This window comes from Pseudomonas sp. GCM10022186, from assembly GCF_042656385.1.
In the GTDB taxonomy this organism is placed as follows: Bacteria; Pseudomonadota; Gammaproteobacteria; order Pseudomonadales; family Pseudomonadaceae; genus Metapseudomonas.
Genome location: NZ_JBHSOU010000010.1, coordinates 175,506 through 189,989, shown reverse-complemented (window position 1 = coordinate 189,989; position 14,484 = coordinate 175,506). Strand labels below are relative to the sequence as shown.

The following is a 14,484-nucleotide window of genomic DNA, read 5'->3' as shown; positions in this document are numbered from 1 at the left end:
CTGGAGATCGCCTGACTAGACTGGCGTTTTCTCCCGGAGGTGAAGCATGGAGCAGCAGGGCGCCGATCGACGTACCGGACTGAACGCCACGGCCGGGGAGCCCCCCATTCGCCCGGCCGGGACCGGCGATATCCCCGAGCTGTACGCCCTGATCCTCGAGCACGGTCCCAATCCCTGGAACCACCTGCCCCCGGACGAGGTGCGCGCCCACCTGGAAGGCATCGCCGATGGTTCGGTCGGCGCGATGCTGGCGGAGCTGGAGGGTGGGCCCGTGGGCTTCGTCAGCTTCTATCTCTGCCGGGATTTCCATGCCCATCAGCCCGACGAACGCCGGGACCTGCCGCAGGGCTATGTGTGCGAGGCGGTCGTGCGTCGCGACCTGGCAGGCAAGGGGCTGGGCACTCGCCTGCTGCAGGCCGCCATGGCGCGCCTGGCGGCGTCGGGGGCGGCGGATATCTACATCGAGCGGCACGAGGAGAACCTCGGGTCGGCGGGCATGATGCGCAAGGCCGGCTTCCGCGAAGTGACGACCTTCGACGATCCGTCCCGTCGTCCCAATGGTTCACGCCGTACCACCCTCTGTCACTGGTGCGCGGACGAGGCTGTCCGCTAGGGGGTCAGCCAGGCCAGCACCACATCCAGCATGCGGTTGGCGAACGCCCATTCGTTGTCGTACCAGGCCAGGACCTTCACCAGGTCCCCCTGCACCCGGGTGTGATTGAGGTCGACCACGCAGGAAACCGGGTGGCCGTTGAAGTCGCTGGACACCAGCGGCAGCGCATTGCACTCCATCACCCCTGGCGGCAGGTCGCGGGCGCCGGCTTCCAGGGTGGCGTTGATGGCCTCGCAGCTGGCCGGGCGTTCGGCGATGAAGGAAAGATCGAGCAGCGACACGTTGGGGATCGGCACCCGTACCGCCAGCCCGTCCAGGCGACCGGCCAGTTCCGGCAACACCAGGCCAATGGCCTTGGCCGCGCCCGTGCTGGTGGGGATCATCGAGACGGCCGCTGCACGGGCGCGATACAGGTCGCTGTGGCTCTTGTCGAGGAGGTTCTGGTCGTTGGTGTAGGCATGCACCGTGGTCACCAGGCCACTGCGGATGCCTATCCCGCGGTGCAGCAGCATGGCCAGGGGGGCCAGGCAGTTGGTGGTGCAGGACGCGTTGGAGACGATCTGCTGACTGCCCAACTGCTCATGGTTGACGCCATAGACCACCGTCAGGTCAGCGCTGTCCAGCGGGTGGGAGAGCAGCACGCGGGGCGCCCCTGCGGTGAGGTGCTGTTCCACCTGTGGGCGTTTCTTCATCTTGCCCGAGCACTCCAGCACCAGGTCCACGCCCAGCTGGTGCCAGGGCAGGTTCACCGGGTCGCGTTCGCGCAGCAGGCGGATGGTCTGGCCGTTTATCTGCAGATGCTCGTCGTGCAGGGCGACATGGCCGTGGAAGCGGCCGAAGGTGGAGTCGAAGCGGGTGAGGTGGGCCAGCGACTCGAAGTCGCCGAGGTCGTTGATGGCTTCGATACGCAGGCGCTGGTCGAGGCCGCGCTCGAACGATGCACGAACCAGGGCGCGACCGATGCGCCCGTATCCATTCAGGGCGATACGCAGCATGGTGTTCTCCTTCCGGTTGTCCTTCGTTCAGCTTAGCGACGAAGGGCCGGAAGGGTGGCCGCGGTTGTGCGGGAAACGCCCGGCAGCTGCCGCCGGATCAGTCGTCGCGGGAGCCGCCGAAGGACGCACAGCCTCGTTGCGGCCTGCCGTCCAGGCGCAGCTCGGCGGTCAGGTGCTGGACTGCGCCGCTCATGCCATCGACGCAGCGTTGCGGGGCCACCCAGAGCTCCAGGCGCTGGCCGTTGGCTTCGCTGGACAGGTTGAAGCGGCCGTCCGGCAGCTGTTCTTCCATGTAGGGCAGGGCCAGGGACGGTTGTCCCGGGCGGTCCAGCACCAGTCCCTTGCCACTGACGCTGATGTGCCAATCCGGCTCGTGGCCGTTGGCGCGCAGCAGCAGGCGCTTGAAGTTGAGGTCGTCGCAGCCATGGCCTTCCCGTTGCAGACGGTAGAGCTTCTGCAGGTCCAACTGGCCGTCGGCGCCCTGTACCCGGGGCGGCCCCATGCTCGCGCGGATATCCGCGAACAGGGTGCCGGGACCATCCGCCGCGAGGTTGGCCGCCTCGGGCAGGAGGCCGGTGGCGCCGCTGTCCACCAGGGCGAAGCGGCGTTTCTCGCCACAGGGGCTGAACATCACCTGGCCAGCGTCTACGCTCAGCTCACCCTGCAGGCGCACCAGGTTGGCGGCGGGGGCAGGGGCTTTCTCGGCGAACATCTGGCAGGCGCCGAAGAGGGGCAAGAGGCTGAACAACAGGGGGCGGGCAAGGCGCATCGGGGGTCTCCTTCAGGGAGCGGCCAAGGTACCGGTGCGCGGCGCCCAGCTCAAGGGTGAAGGCGGATGATCCAATGCAAGCGGGTGTATGAAGCGGTGGAGGCGAAGGATGGCTTACGGGTGCTGGTGGACCGTCTCTGGCCCCGCGGCTGCCGCAAGGACGCCCTGGGGCTGGCCGCCTGGCTGCGCGAGGTGGCACCGTCGGACAACCTGCGCAAGCAGTTCTGCCACGATCCGGCACTGTTCGACGAGTTCCGCCTGCTTTACCGCGCCGAGCTGGCGGCCCATCCCGAGCACTGGCAAGGACTGCTGGAGATGGCGCGCAAAGGCACCCTGACGCTGCTCTTCGCGGCGAAGGACGAGTCGCACAACAATGCCGTGGTGCTGGCCGAGTTCCTCGAGGAGGAACTGGAACGGGGCGGGCCGCCCAGCTCGCCGGTGTGCTACGCCGGCGAGCTGTAGGAGGCGGTTACCAGACGCGATAGGTCTGGCCGGTCTGTGCGCCTTCGGCACTTTTGGCGTATGCCAGCGCGGCGAGGGCCGCCGGCACTGCCTTGTAGCCGCGGAAGAAGGGCGCGTAACCCGGCAGGGACTCCTCGATCACCGTCGGACTGACGCTGTTGATGCGCATGCCGCGGGGCAGCTCAAGGGCGGCGCTGCGCACGAAGGCGTCGATGGCACCGTTGACCAGGCTGGCCGAAGTGCCATAGCGGATAGGGTCATCGCTGAGGATTCCGGAGGTCAGGGTGAAGGAGGCGCCATCGTTGGCGAACTCGCGACCGATCAGCACCAGGTTCACCTGGCCCATCAGCTTGTCCTTCAGGCCGATGGCGAATTCCACTTCGCTCATTTCAGCCAGCGCGCCGAAATGCACCTTGCCCACCGCGCTGATCAGCGCGTCGAAGGGACCGGCCTGCTCGAACATGCGGCGTATCGATGCCGAATCGGTGATGTTCACCTGCAGGGCGCCGCTGCTATGGCCGACGCGAACGATCTCATGGCGCTCCTTCAGTTCATTGTCGATGGCCCTGCCGATGGTGCCGCTGGCACCGACGAGGATGATTTTCATGGGGTGGCTCCAGGGTTGTCCGATGTCGTTCTGTTAAGTGTAGAGTCCCATCTATGGTCGATAATCCATTCAATTGGAAAACTTTGGTTTTCAGATGGAAACAATGGGGCAGCATTCATCATGAGCGAAATGGACGATCTGGCAGCTTTCGCAGTGCTGGTGGAGGCCGGCAGCTTCACCGCCGCGGCGGAGCGCCTGGGCTGCAGCAAAGGGCAGTTGTCCAAGCGCATGCGGTTGCTGGAACAGGGCCTGGGCGCCGCACTGCTGCACCGCACCACCCGCCGCCTGGACCTGACCGCCGCCGGTGCGGCGCTGCTGCCTGAAGCCCAGGCGCTGTCGGCCCAGGCCGAACGGGCGCGGCGATCGGTGCGTCGGCTGCAGGAGGAGCTGGCGGGCTGCGTGCGCCTCACCGTGCCGGTGTCCCTTGGCGAAACCTTCTTCGATGCGCTGCTGCTGGACTTCACCCGCCAGTACGGCCAGATCCGCGTCGAACTGGACCTGCACAACGGCTACCGCGACCTGCTGGCCGAAGGCTTCGACTTGGCCATCCGCTCGGGTATGGACCTCGATGAGCGCCTGGTGGCACGGCCGCTGTTCTCCCTGCAGGAAATCACCTGCGCGACTCCAGCGTACCTGGCCAGCCATGGCGAGCCATTGCAGCCGGCGGACCTGGCGGGGCACCAGTGCCTGCTGAACACCCATTACAGTGGCTTCGAGGAATGGCTCTACCATCGCCAGCACCGCCTGGAGCGGGTCAAGGTGGCCGGTGCGCTGGCCAGCAACCACTACAGCCTGCTGAAGAAGGCCGCCATGGCCGGCGCCGGCATAGCCCGGCTGCCGTCCTACATGGTCTACGACGAACTGGCCGATGGCCGCCTGGTCTGGCTGCTGCGGGACTACCAGACCCGGCAGACCCCGGTGTTCCTGGTGCATCCCTGGCAGGCCGGCCTGCCACGCCGCACCCAGGTGCTGGCGGACTACCTGCTGGCCTGGTTCGAGCGCAGCCGGCGGATGCTGGACAAGGCGCAGATGTAAGGAGCCGCTTTTCCTGTAGGGGCGAATTCATTCGCCAAGCAGGCCGAAGGGCTGCCCTGCTGACTGCCAATGGGCCAGCTGCGCTGTCCTTGGCGAATGAATTCGCCCCTACAACGGATCGTCCGAAATCAGCTCGTAGGATGGGTTGAGCGAAGCGATACCCATCAACTCCAATCGATGGGTATCGCAGGCTCAACCCATCCTACGGTCCTTGACCAGGTGGGGGGATGGGGCAGGGGGCGACGGTCGGGCTCTTCCTGTAGGGGCGTCCGAAATCAGGAGCGAGGGGTTCCCAGGCGCAAGCTGTACTCCGCCACCGACTTCTCATCCGCGGCGACCCGTTCCGGCAGGAACTCGCGGAGGAATTCCACCCAGGTGCGGATCTTCGCATCGAGGAACTGCCGCGACGGGTAGAGGGCGTAGATGCCCAGCGGGAACAGGCTGTGGTTGGGCAGCACGCGCACCAGGCTGCCGTCCTTGAGGCCGCTGATGGCCGAGTACACGGGCAGCACGCCGACGCCCATGCCGGCCTTGATGGCCTCGGTCATGGCGTCCGCGGTGTTCACCTGGAAATGCGTCTGGTTGACGCTGACCATCTCCTGGCCGTCCGGGCCGTCGAACAGCCACTTGTCCAGGGACATCACGTTGTTCACCAGGCGCAGGCAGCGGTGCTTCGACAGCTCCGAGGGCAGGCGCGGTGCGCCGTGCTTCTCGATGTAGCCGGGGGAAGCGCAGAGCACGCTGTAGGTGGTGCCCAACTGCTTGGAAATGAAACCTGAGTCCGGCAGCTCCTGGGCGATCACCACGGAGATGTCGTAACCCTCGTCGAGGATGTCGGTGGTGCGGTTGGCCAGGGTCAGGTCGAAGCTCACGTCCGGGTACTTCTCGCTGTACTGGGCGATGGCCTTGATCAGGTAATGCTGGCCGATACCGGTCATGGCATGGACCTTGAGGTTGCCCACCGGCCGCGCGTGGGCCTCGCTGGCCTCGGCTTCAGCCTCCTCGATGTAGGCGAGGATCTGCTCGCAGCGCAGCAGGTAGCGCTGGCCGGCCTCGGTCAGGGCGATGCGGCGGGTGGTGCGGTGCAGCAGGCGGGTGCGCAGGTGGGTTTCGAGGGTGGCCACCGCGCGGGAAATGTAGGAGGTGGTGAGGTCCATGCGCTGGGCAGCAGCGGTGAAGCTGCCGGTCTCCGCCACGCAGACGAAGGCGCGCATGTTGAAAAGGATGTCCATTTAGGGTCCTGGCCCGGGAAGGGACGCAAATTTTGTCACGAAGTATGTCGGTGGATTATGGCCGATTCAGTACACAATCCTTTATCTATCCGTCGCCTTATCCTGGGCAATCCCCAGCAATAGAATCGCCGCCGTTCCAGGTTCCACCCCTGGTTTCCCAGCCCTCAGGATATGCCGCAGTGCACCGCAATCCTTGGCCCGGTGTCGCCCGTGCCAGTCTGTTCGCCGTTGTTTCGCTCCTCTCCGCCTGTATCGACAGCCAGGGTATCGCGCCCCAGTCCGAGCGCCTGGACGCCGCCCGGCTCGACCCCGGCCCGGCCCTGCGCCGTGCCGAACGGGACGCCGCCTGGCCCAGTGCCCAGTGGTGGCGTGCCTATGGCGACCCGCAACTGGACGCCTGGATGGAACAGGCCCTGGCCGGCAGCCCGACCCTCGCCATGGCCGCCGCACGGGTGCGTCGGGCACGCGCCCTGGCCGGGGTGGTGGAGTCCGCCGAGCAGCCCCAGGTCGATCTCGAGGCCAACCTGCAGCGCAAGCGCTGGCCCCACGATTTCTTCTACGGCCCCGGCGAACTGGCCCGTACCACCAGCTGGAACAACACCAGCCTGCTGGGTTTCTCCTATGACCTCGACCTCTGGGGCCGTGAGCGCAGCCGCAGCCACCGGGCCCTGGACCAGGCCCGGGTGGCCGTGGCCGAGGCGCGCCTGGCAGCGCTGGAACTGCAGGGCAACCTGGTGCGCAGCTACATCCGCCTGGCCCTGCTGCATGCCGAGAAAGACATAACCGAAGCCAGTCTTGCACAGCAGGAACAAATCCTGCGCCTGGCCGAACAGCGACTGCGCGACGGTATCGGCACCCGGCTGGAAGTCAGCCGCGCCGAGGCGCCGCTGCCGGAAACCCATCGGCAGCTCGACGCCCTGAACGAGTCCATCGCCCTCACGCGCAACCAGTTGGCCGCCCTGGCCGGCAAGGGCCCGGGGGAGGGCGCCCGCCTGGCGCGGCCAAGCCTGGATCTGCAACGCCTGCCCGGCTTGCCGGCGCAACTGCCGCTGGAACTGCTCGGCCGTCGTCCGGACCTGGTGGCCAGCCGCTGGCAGGTGGCGGCCGAGGCCCGCGGCATCGAGGTCGTCGAGGCCGGCTTCTACCCCAACGTCAACCTGCTGGGCGGCATCGGTTCCAATGCCACCCAGGGCGGTGTGCTGGATTTCCTGCGCTACGACAAGCTCACCTACAACCTCGGCCCTGCCCTCAGCCTGCCGGTGTTCGACGGCGGACTGCGCCGCGGTCAGCTGGGCGTCGCCGCCGCCGACTACGACCTGGCGGTGGAGGCGTACAACCAGACCCTGGTCGATGCCCTGCAACAGGTGGCCGACGCCCTGGTGCGCATCGAGTCCTTGCATCAGCAACAGGAGCTCGCCGCCGAGGGGGTGGCCGCCGCGCAGAAGACCTGCGACCTCGCCCTGCTGGCCCAGCAGCGTGGCCTCACCGGCTTCGATACCGTGCTGGAAACCCAGCCCACCTTGTTCCAGCGCCAGCTCCAGCAACAGCAGGTGCGCGCGGCGCTGCTGGGCGCCCAGGCCGACCTGTTGCTGGCGCTCGGCGGCGGCGCGCTGGCCGAGCCCTCCGGTCCTTCCGACGCCAGCCTGGCGCCGCAGGAACCGCGCCTGCGCTTTCTCCCCAAGCCCTGAGGACTCTCCATGGTGAAAACCTTCAACCGCGCGCTGGCCGAGTGGGCGCGCAGTGACGGCCTGACCTGGGCCTTCATCTTCAAGGCCTTGCTCACCGCCTTCCTCGCCCTCTGGCTGGCCTACCGGCTGGAGCTGCCGCAGCCGGGCACTGTGCTGGTCACCGTGTTCATCGTCATGCAGCCGCAGAGCGGCCAGGTCCTGGCCAAGAGCTTCTACCGCATCATCGGCACCCTGCTGGGGCTGACGGTGATGGTGGCGCTGATCGCCCTGTTCAATCAGGAGCGGGTGCTGTTCATGCTCTGCCTGGCCATCTGGATCGGCCTGTGCACCGCCGGTGCCGCACGCTATCGCGACTTTCGCGGCTACGCCTGCGTGCTGGCCGGCTACACGGCGGTGATGATCGGCCTGCCGGCCACCAGCCACCCCGACGACGCCTTCATGCTGGCGCTCTGGCGAGTGCTGGAAATCAGCCTGGGCATTCTCTGCACCGGCCTGGTCAATGGCCTGATCCTGCCGCAGAGCACCAGCACCGACCTGCGCAATACCCTGCACGGACGCTTTCGCGACTTCGCCGCCTTCGCCTGCGAAGGGCTGGCCGGCGGGCTGGATACCGCGCGCTTCGATGCCAGCAACGCGCGCTTCGCCGCCGCGGCCGTCAGCCTGGAGAACATGCGCAGCGCCACCGCCTTCGAAGACCCGCACATGCGTATGCGCAGCGGTCGCCTGGCGCGGCTGAACAACGAGTTCATGGTGCTCTCCACCCGCTTCCACGGCCTGCACCAGTTGCTGCGGCGCCTGGCCGGCAACCCGGGCGCTTCTGTAGGAGCGAGCTCTGCTCGCGAAGGCTCCGCGTCGGAGAATTTCGCCAGCAGAGCTGGCTCCTACGGTGGTGGTGTGGTGCTGGAGGCGCTGCAGCCTTGCCTCGCCGAAGTTTCCGGCCTGCTGGCGCCGCTGCGCTACCGCCTCAGCAGCGAGGCCGACGCGGCGCAACTGGCCACTCGCCTGGAAGCCTGCAAGCAGGAGCTGATGCAACTGATCCGCGTTGGCCGCGCACGACTGGCCATGCAGCAGCCCAGCGAGGCCCAGGGCCTGGACTACGACACCGCCGCCGAACTGCTCTACCGCTTCGCCGACGACCTGCACAACTACGCCCAGACCCATGCCTCGCTGCTGGAGGACCACCATGTCCGCGAGCAATGGCGGGAAAGCTTCCGGCCCCGCGCCAACGCCGTGGCCGCCGCGGTGGCCGGGCTGCGCAGCAGCCTGCTGATCCTGCTGCTCAGTGTGTTCTGGATGGCCACCGCCTGGTCCAGCGGCGGCACCTTCGCCATGACCATCGGCATGGTCTCGGCCCTGGCGTCCTCGTCCTCGAACCCCAGGCGCCTGTCGCTGCAACTCACCCTGGGCGCCAGCGCTGGCGCGCTCCTCGGCATCTTCATGACCTTCCGGGTGCTGCCCGAGATCGATGGCTTCGCCTTGCTCTGTTGCGCCCTGGCCCCGGTGGTCGCCCTCGGCGCCTACCTGCTCGCGCGGCCGCAGTGGGCCGGCGCCGGGCTGGGCCTGCTGGTGTGGTTCAGCATGACCTCCATGCCGGCCAACCAGGCCCTGTTCGATCCGCACCGGGTGCTCAACGAGTACCTCGCCTCGGTGCTGTCCATGGCGCTGGCCACCGCCGCCGCCGCCGTGCTCCTGCCGCCCGACCGCCCCTGGCTCTGGCGGCGCCTGGAGCGCGACCTGCGCATGTGCGTGGTGCGTGCCGTGAGCGGGCGGATGAAGGGCCTGGTATCCGGCTTCGAAAGCGGCACCCGCGACCTGCTGAACCAGGCCTACCTGTACTCCGCCGGCCGTCCCGACGTGCAGCGGCAGCTGCTGCGCTGGATGTTCCTGGTGCAGGAGGTGGGCCACGCGGTAATCGAACTGCGCCTGGAGCAGGCACGCCTGCCGGCGCTGTCCTGCTATGCCGAATCCATGCCCTGGCGCAATGCCATCCGCGCCATGGGGCGGGCCCTGGTGCGGCTGTTCATCCAGCCCTCGGAAGCCAACCGCCAGCGCGCCCTGCTCGCCGTGGAGCAGGCCATCGACAGCGTGCGCGGCACCGCGGAGCCCTGCGCGCCGCAGTTCGACACCTCGCCCCTGCGCCGACTGCAGAGCTACCTGCACTTCATTCGTACGTCTTTGCTCGACCCGCAGAATCCCCTGGCCGGCGAAGACGAACCAGCGCGCCTGCAAGGAGTCGCCCATGCCGCGTGAAATCGCCCTGCACGGCGTCTACCTGCCGAGCCTGACCGTCCTGTTCCTGGTCGCCTTCCTGCTCGGCTGGGGGCTGGACCGCCTCTTCGCCTGGTGCGGTCTCTACCGCCACGCCTGGCACCCGGCGCTGCTGCGCGTAGGCCTGTTCACCTGTCTGTATGGCGCCCTGGCGCTGACCATCTACCGTTGAGGCCCCCATGTCCCTGAAACGAATCATCAGTGTCGGCGCGACCCTGCTCATCCTCGCGCTGGCGGCGCTATTGGTACGGACCCTCTGGCTGCACTACATGGACTCCCCCTGGACCCGCGACGGCCGGGTACGCGCCGACGTGATCAACATCGCCCCTGATGTGGCCGGGCTGGTCATGGAGGTGCCGGCGCGCGACAACCAGCAGGTCGAGGCCGGCGACCTGCTGTTGCGCATCGATCCGTCCCACTACGAGGTGGCGGTGAAACAGGCCGAGGCCTTGGTGGCGGCACGCAAGGCGGCGCTGGAGATGCGCAAGGTCAACGCCGACCGCCGCGCCGATATGGACGACCTGGTGGTGTCCCGCGAAAGCCGCGAGGATGCCGGCCACCTGGCTGCCGCCGCCCTGGCCGAGTACCAGGAGGCACTGGCCGCGCTGGATGCGGCGAAGCTCAACCTGGCGCGCACCGAAGTCCGCGCGCCGGTAGCCGGGCATATCACCAACCTCAACGTCTACAAGGGCGATTACGCCGAACGTGGCGAAGCCAGCATGGCCCTGGTGGACGACCGCTCCTTCTACGTCAATGGCTACTTCGAGGAGACCCGCCTGCCGCACATCCGCGTGGGCGATCGCGCCGAGCTGCGGCTGATGAGCGGCGAGCGCATCCTCGGCCATGTGGACAGCATCGCCCGGGGCATCTACGACCGCGACAACCCGGAAAGCCGCGAACTGATCGCCGACGTGAACCCCACCTTCAACTGGGTGCGCCTGGCCCAGCGGGTGCCGGTGCGCATCCACCTGGACGAGGTACCCGAAGGCGTACTGCTGGCCGCCGGCATGACCTGCACCGTGGTGATCGGGGAGAAGGGCCGTGAACCGGAAACTTCCGGCTTTCTCAACGGATTGTTGTTCGCACAGTAAATAGTCCTTGTTGTATTCGACGCTGTTTAGAAAGTTTCCCGATAAATAAAATGATCCCGCCTCCCACGACGAGGCGCTTGCTGCCGTAAAACATCACCGAAAGGTGTTGCGCTGTACCTTCGGCCAGTTCGTGGAGAGCTGGTCGAAGTTCTAACTTCCAGGCACTCGGGAAACTATCCAATGAAAGCTTTTGCCTTGCTGGCGCTGGCCGGCATGTCCGCGTTCGCTCTGGCTGAAGAGCCGGTGGACTCTGCCATTGAGCAGTATCACTACGGGATGGAACTGGATATCGCCAAGGTCCTCTCGCGCAGCGAAATTCCAGATGTTTGCGGAATAGTACCCGCCTATATGACTTACGAAGACCATCAGGGGAAAGTTCACCGCATCGAATATATGGTCTTCGGCAAGGGTTGCAGTAACGGTTGATTTGAATTGTAGGGGCGAATTTATTCGCCAAGGGCCGCAACGCGGCCCCATTGAGGTCGCAGGGCAAACCTTCGGTTTGCTTGGCGAATGAATTCGCCCCTACAGACAAACCCGCCCCATTGTTCCCGGTTCACCCCTGCTGCGCCTTCAGGAACAGCCCGAACAGCTCCGACTGCGACTTGATCCCCAGCTTGCTGTAGATGTGCTTGCGGTGGACCTTCACCGTCTCGGCGGAGATATCCAGCTTGCGCGCCACCTCCTTGCTGGAGCAGCCGCTGAGCATCAGCCGGGCGACTTCCAGTTCCCGGGCGGTGAGGGCGGTTTCCACCTTCTGCCCGGCCGCCTCCAACTGCTCCTGCCAGGCCGGCGCGGGCGGTGGCGGGCTGGCCATGAGTTCCTTCTCGAAGCCCATGCGCTGGCGCATCAGCCCGGCGACCCAGGGCTGGATCAGGCCGAGCAGGGCGAGCTGTTCCGGGCTGAACGCCTGCCGCGAGCCCAGGGACAGGCAAAGGGTGCGTCCGCCCTCCAGCGGCACGTTTAGCTGCACCTCGTCGGCCACCACATTGAGGCGGAAGTAACGCTGGTAGTAATCGGTCTGTTCGAAGCATTCCGGTGCCACGTCGGCCAGGCGGAACAGGCCGCCGGTGTTGTGCTCGCGGCTGGCGATATAGAAGGGGTCCAGCTGGTAGAGGCCGCGCAGGTAGTCCTGGAACAGCGGGTCGGGCCCGCCGTCGGCGCCCGGGCATTCGGCGAATACCTGGGGCCGGCCGTCGCTGAAGAGCAGGGCGACCCAACTGTCGAAGGGCACGTACTGCTCCAGCAGGCGCACCAGGGCCAGCCAGAATCCGGGCCGGTCGAGCTGCTCGATCAGTCGGCCGACGGCCTGGTGCCAGGCGATGTCCTGCAAGGTCAGACTCATGTTTCTACCCCCGATGGGTTACCACGCCTGCGTAATTACCCCAGGCCCCGACGCGCACCATACTCCGGACATGCCAGGGCGAGTGCCGAGCATTGTGACGCCTGCCCGCCCGCTGACAAGAACCAGGAGCACCCATGAAGGTCGAACTCGTCCAACTCGCCGGCCGTGACGGCGATACCGCCTACAACCTCGAACGCACCCTGGCGGCCATCGCCGCCTGTGCGCCGGATACCGACCTGGTGGTCTTCCCGGAAACCCAGTTGACCGGCTTCCCCACCGCCGGGAACGTCGCCGCCATCGCCGAGCCGCTGGATGGCCCCAGCGTGCGAGCGGTGCAGCGCGCCGCTCGCGAGCGCAACGTCGCGGTGGTGGTGGGCGTGGCGGAGAACGACGCCGGCACCTTCTACAACACCACGCTGCTGATCACCCCGGAAGGCATCGCCCTGCGCTACCGCAAGACCCACCTCTGGGCGTCGGACCGTGGCGTCTTCACCCCCGGAGATCGCTATGCCACGGCGCTGTGGAAGGGCATCCGCGTCGGCATCCTGATCTGCTTCGACATCGAGTTCCCGGAAAGCGCCCGCGCCCTCGGCCAACTGGGTACCGAGCTGATCCTGGTGACCAACGGCAACATGGACCCCTACGGCCCCACCCATCGCACCGCGATCATGGCCCGCGCCCAGGAAAACCAGGCCTTCGCGGTGATGGTGAACCGCGTCGGCGAAGGCGACGGCGGCCTGGTGTTCGCCGGCGGCAGCGCGGTGGTCGACCCCTTCGGCCAGTTGCTCTGCGAGGCCGGCCGTGACGAGTGCCGGCAGATCGTCGAGCTGGACCTCGACCGACTCGAGACCGCGCGCAGCGACTACCGCTACCTCGACGAGCGCCGCCTGCAGCTGCCGGGCGAGCGCATCGAGCACGCCGATGGCCGCCGCGAGCTGCTGATTCCCTGATTCCTTTTGGTCGCCCCATCCGCAGGGCGGTCGTTTCACGCCGACATCGGCTCTGCCACAACAACCAACAATTCGGAGTAGCGGTAATGGCTCATCTTCAGCGCACCCTGTCGCTGGGGTCGGTGGTGCTTTTCGGCATCGCCTACATGACCCCGATCATCGTCCTCGGCACCTTCGGCATCCTCGCCGACACCACGGGCGGCCTGGTACCGGCGGCCTACGTGGCGGCTTCCGTGGCCATGCTCTTCACCGCCCTGAGCTATGCGCGCATGGCCGCCGCCTTCCCGGTGGCCGGCTCGGCCTACAGCTACGTGCGCAAGGCCATCAATCCCAAGCTGGGCTTCCTCGCCGGCTGGGCAGTACTGCTGGACTACCTGTTCCTGCCCATGGCCATCTGGCTGATCGGCGCGGCCTACCTGCACTCGGCCTTCCCGGCGGTGCCCCAGGCGGTCTGGGTGCTGGCCTTCATCGGCGTGACCACCGCGATCAACGTGGTGGGCCTGCGCCTGGCGAAGAATGTCAATGGCGCGCTGATGCTGGTGCAGTTCCTGGTACTGCTGGCCTTCGTCGCGCTCTGCGTCCACTACGTGCTGGGGGATGCAAGCAAGCCGTTGTGGTCGCTCGAACCCTTCCTCAGGGAAGGCATGCAGTTGCCGCTGATCATGAGCGGGGCGGCCATCGCCTGCTATTCCTTCCTCGGCTTCGACGCGGTGAGCACCCTCACCGAGGAAACCCGCGACCCGCGCCGCACCATCCCCAGGGCCATCCTGCTGATCACCCTGATCGGCGGGCTGATCTTCATCGCTACCTCCTACTTCGTGCAGCTGGCCCATCCTTCCACCGAATTCCAGAGCGCGGATTCGGCGGCCTATGAAATCGCCCGCAATATCGGCGGTGATGTCTTCGTGTCGATCTTCCTCATCGGCCTGATCGTCGGGCAGTTCACCTCGGGGCTCTCGGCCCAGGCCAGCGCCTCGCGCCTGCTGTTCGCCATGGGCCGCGACGGGGTACTGCCGCAATCCCTGTTCGGCCGCCTGAGCGAGCGCTTCGGCACCCCCGTGGGCAGCATTGTCCTCTGCGGCGTGGTAGCGCTGCTGGCACTGCGGATGGATGTGACCACTTCCACTTCCTTCATCAACTTCGGCGCCTTCCTGGCCTTCACCCTGGTGAACCTCTCGGTGATCTTCCACTACTGGCTGAACGGCCAGCGCCGCGGCCCTCGCGAGCTGGTGCAGTTCCTGCTGTTCCCCCTGACGGGAATGGTCGCGACGCTCTGGCTGATGGTCAGCCTGGACCACCTGGCGATCATCCTCGGCCTGTCCTGGCTGGCCATCGGCGTGATCTACCTCGGCTGGCTCACCGGCGGCTTCCGCCGCCAGCCGCCGGAGCTGAGTTTCGAGGAGGCTTGAGGCAAAAGGGGCGGCCAGCC

The 14,484-nt window shown here is 66.9% G+C and carries 15 protein-coding genes; 10 read left to right on the top strand and 5 right to left on the bottom strand.

Annotated elements, in window-relative coordinates; translation table 11 throughout:
- Positions 1-46 precede the first annotated feature (46 nt).
- On the top strand, positions 47-613 hold the full coding sequence (locus tag ACFPU0_RS07435; protein ID WP_377692218.1) for a GNAT family N-acetyltransferase: 567 nt from the start codon (positions 47-49) through the stop codon (positions 611-613).
- On the opposite strand, the gene gap is transcribed toward ACFPU0_RS07435, so the two are convergent.
- Complete coding sequence (gene gap, locus ACFPU0_RS07430) at positions 610-1,608, bottom strand: type I glyceraldehyde-3-phosphate dehydrogenase (protein ID WP_377692217.1); 999 nt, start codon at positions 1,606-1,608, stop codon at positions 610-612. The two genes, ACFPU0_RS07435 and gap, sit on opposite strands and share 4 nt — an antisense overlap.
- 97 nt (positions 1,609-1,705) lie before the next feature.
- Positions 1,706-2,377, bottom strand: coding sequence for a COG3650 family protein (locus ACFPU0_RS07425; RefSeq protein WP_377692216.1), 672 nt, complete (start codon positions 2,375-2,377; stop codon positions 1,706-1,708).
- Positions 2,378-2,443: 66 nt separating this feature from the next.
- On the opposite strand from ACFPU0_RS07425, the gene ACFPU0_RS07420 reads away from it, so the two are divergent.
- Positions 2,444-2,839, top strand: coding sequence for a DUF488 domain-containing protein (locus ACFPU0_RS07420; protein WP_377692215.1), 396 nt, complete (start codon positions 2,444-2,446; stop codon positions 2,837-2,839).
- A 7-nt stretch (positions 2,840-2,846) separates the two neighbouring features.
- Here ACFPU0_RS07420 and ACFPU0_RS07415 read toward each other — a convergent pair whose 3' ends face one another.
- Entirely contained in the window at positions 2,847-3,446 is a 600-nt protein-coding gene (locus ACFPU0_RS07415; protein WP_377692213.1) for a short chain dehydrogenase, read from the bottom strand.
- 120 nt (positions 3,447-3,566) lie between these two features.
- Between ACFPU0_RS07415 and ACFPU0_RS07410 the strand changes: the two genes are divergently transcribed.
- Entirely contained in the window at positions 3,567-4,481 is a 915-nt protein-coding gene (locus ACFPU0_RS07410; protein WP_377692212.1) for a LysR family transcriptional regulator, read from the top strand.
- Between the two features lie 275 nt (positions 4,482-4,756).
- On the opposite strand, the gene ACFPU0_RS07405 is transcribed toward ACFPU0_RS07410, so the two are convergent.
- On the bottom strand, positions 4,757-5,713 hold the full coding sequence (locus ACFPU0_RS07405) for a LysR family transcriptional regulator (RefSeq protein ID WP_377692211.1): 957 nt from the start codon (positions 5,711-5,713) through the stop codon (positions 4,757-4,759).
- Between the two features lie 179 nt (positions 5,714-5,892).
- Here ACFPU0_RS07405 and ACFPU0_RS07400 point away from each other — a divergent pair, with 179 nt between their 5' ends.
- From ACFPU0_RS07400 to ACFPU0_RS07380, 5 genes are all read left to right on the top strand, one after another.
- Positions 5,893-7,401, top strand: a complete 1,509-nt coding sequence (locus ACFPU0_RS07400; RefSeq protein ID WP_377692210.1) for an efflux transporter outer membrane subunit — start codon at positions 5,893-5,895, stop codon at positions 7,399-7,401.
- A 9-nt stretch (positions 7,402-7,410) separates the two neighbouring features.
- On the top strand, positions 7,411-9,651 hold the full coding sequence (locus ACFPU0_RS07395) for an FUSC family protein (protein ID WP_377692208.1): 2,241 nt from the start codon (positions 7,411-7,413) through the stop codon (positions 9,649-9,651).
- Positions 9,641-9,841: a DUF1656 domain-containing protein gene (locus ACFPU0_RS07390; protein ID WP_377692207.1), complete on the top strand. Its 201-nt coding sequence runs from the start codon at positions 9,641-9,643 to the stop codon at positions 9,839-9,841. Before ACFPU0_RS07395 ends, ACFPU0_RS07390 begins: the two co-directional genes overlap by 11 nt.
- Positions 9,842-9,848: 7 nt before the next feature.
- Positions 9,849-10,760 carry an efflux RND transporter periplasmic adaptor subunit gene (locus tag ACFPU0_RS07385; protein WP_377692205.1) on the top strand — a complete coding sequence of 304 codons (912 nt, stop codon included), beginning with the start codon at positions 9,849-9,851 and terminating at the stop codon, positions 10,758-10,760.
- Positions 10,761-10,940: 180 nt separating this feature from the next.
- Positions 10,941-11,186, top strand: a complete 246-nt coding sequence (locus ACFPU0_RS07380; RefSeq protein ID WP_377692204.1) for a DUF2790 domain-containing protein — start codon at positions 10,941-10,943, stop codon at positions 11,184-11,186.
- Between the two features lie 130 nt (positions 11,187-11,316).
- Here the strand turns inward: ACFPU0_RS07380 and ACFPU0_RS07375 are convergent, their stop codons facing one another.
- Positions 11,317-12,105, bottom strand: coding sequence for a helix-turn-helix transcriptional regulator (locus tag ACFPU0_RS07375; RefSeq protein WP_377692203.1), 789 nt, complete (start codon positions 12,103-12,105; stop codon positions 11,317-11,319).
- A gap of 134 nt (positions 12,106-12,239) precedes the next feature.
- Here ACFPU0_RS07375 and ACFPU0_RS07370 point away from each other — a divergent pair, with 134 nt between their 5' ends.
- Both ACFPU0_RS07370 and ACFPU0_RS07365 read left to right on the top strand, forming a co-directional pair.
- Entirely contained in the window at positions 12,240-13,055 is an 816-nt protein-coding gene (locus ACFPU0_RS07370; RefSeq protein ID WP_377692202.1) for a carbon-nitrogen hydrolase family protein, read from the top strand.
- An 86-nt stretch (positions 13,056-13,141) separates the two neighbouring features.
- Positions 13,142-14,464, top strand: coding sequence for an APC family permease (locus ACFPU0_RS07365; protein ID WP_377692201.1), 1,323 nt, complete (start codon positions 13,142-13,144; stop codon positions 14,462-14,464).
- The last annotated feature ends 20 nt before the right edge of the window (positions 14,465-14,484 follow it).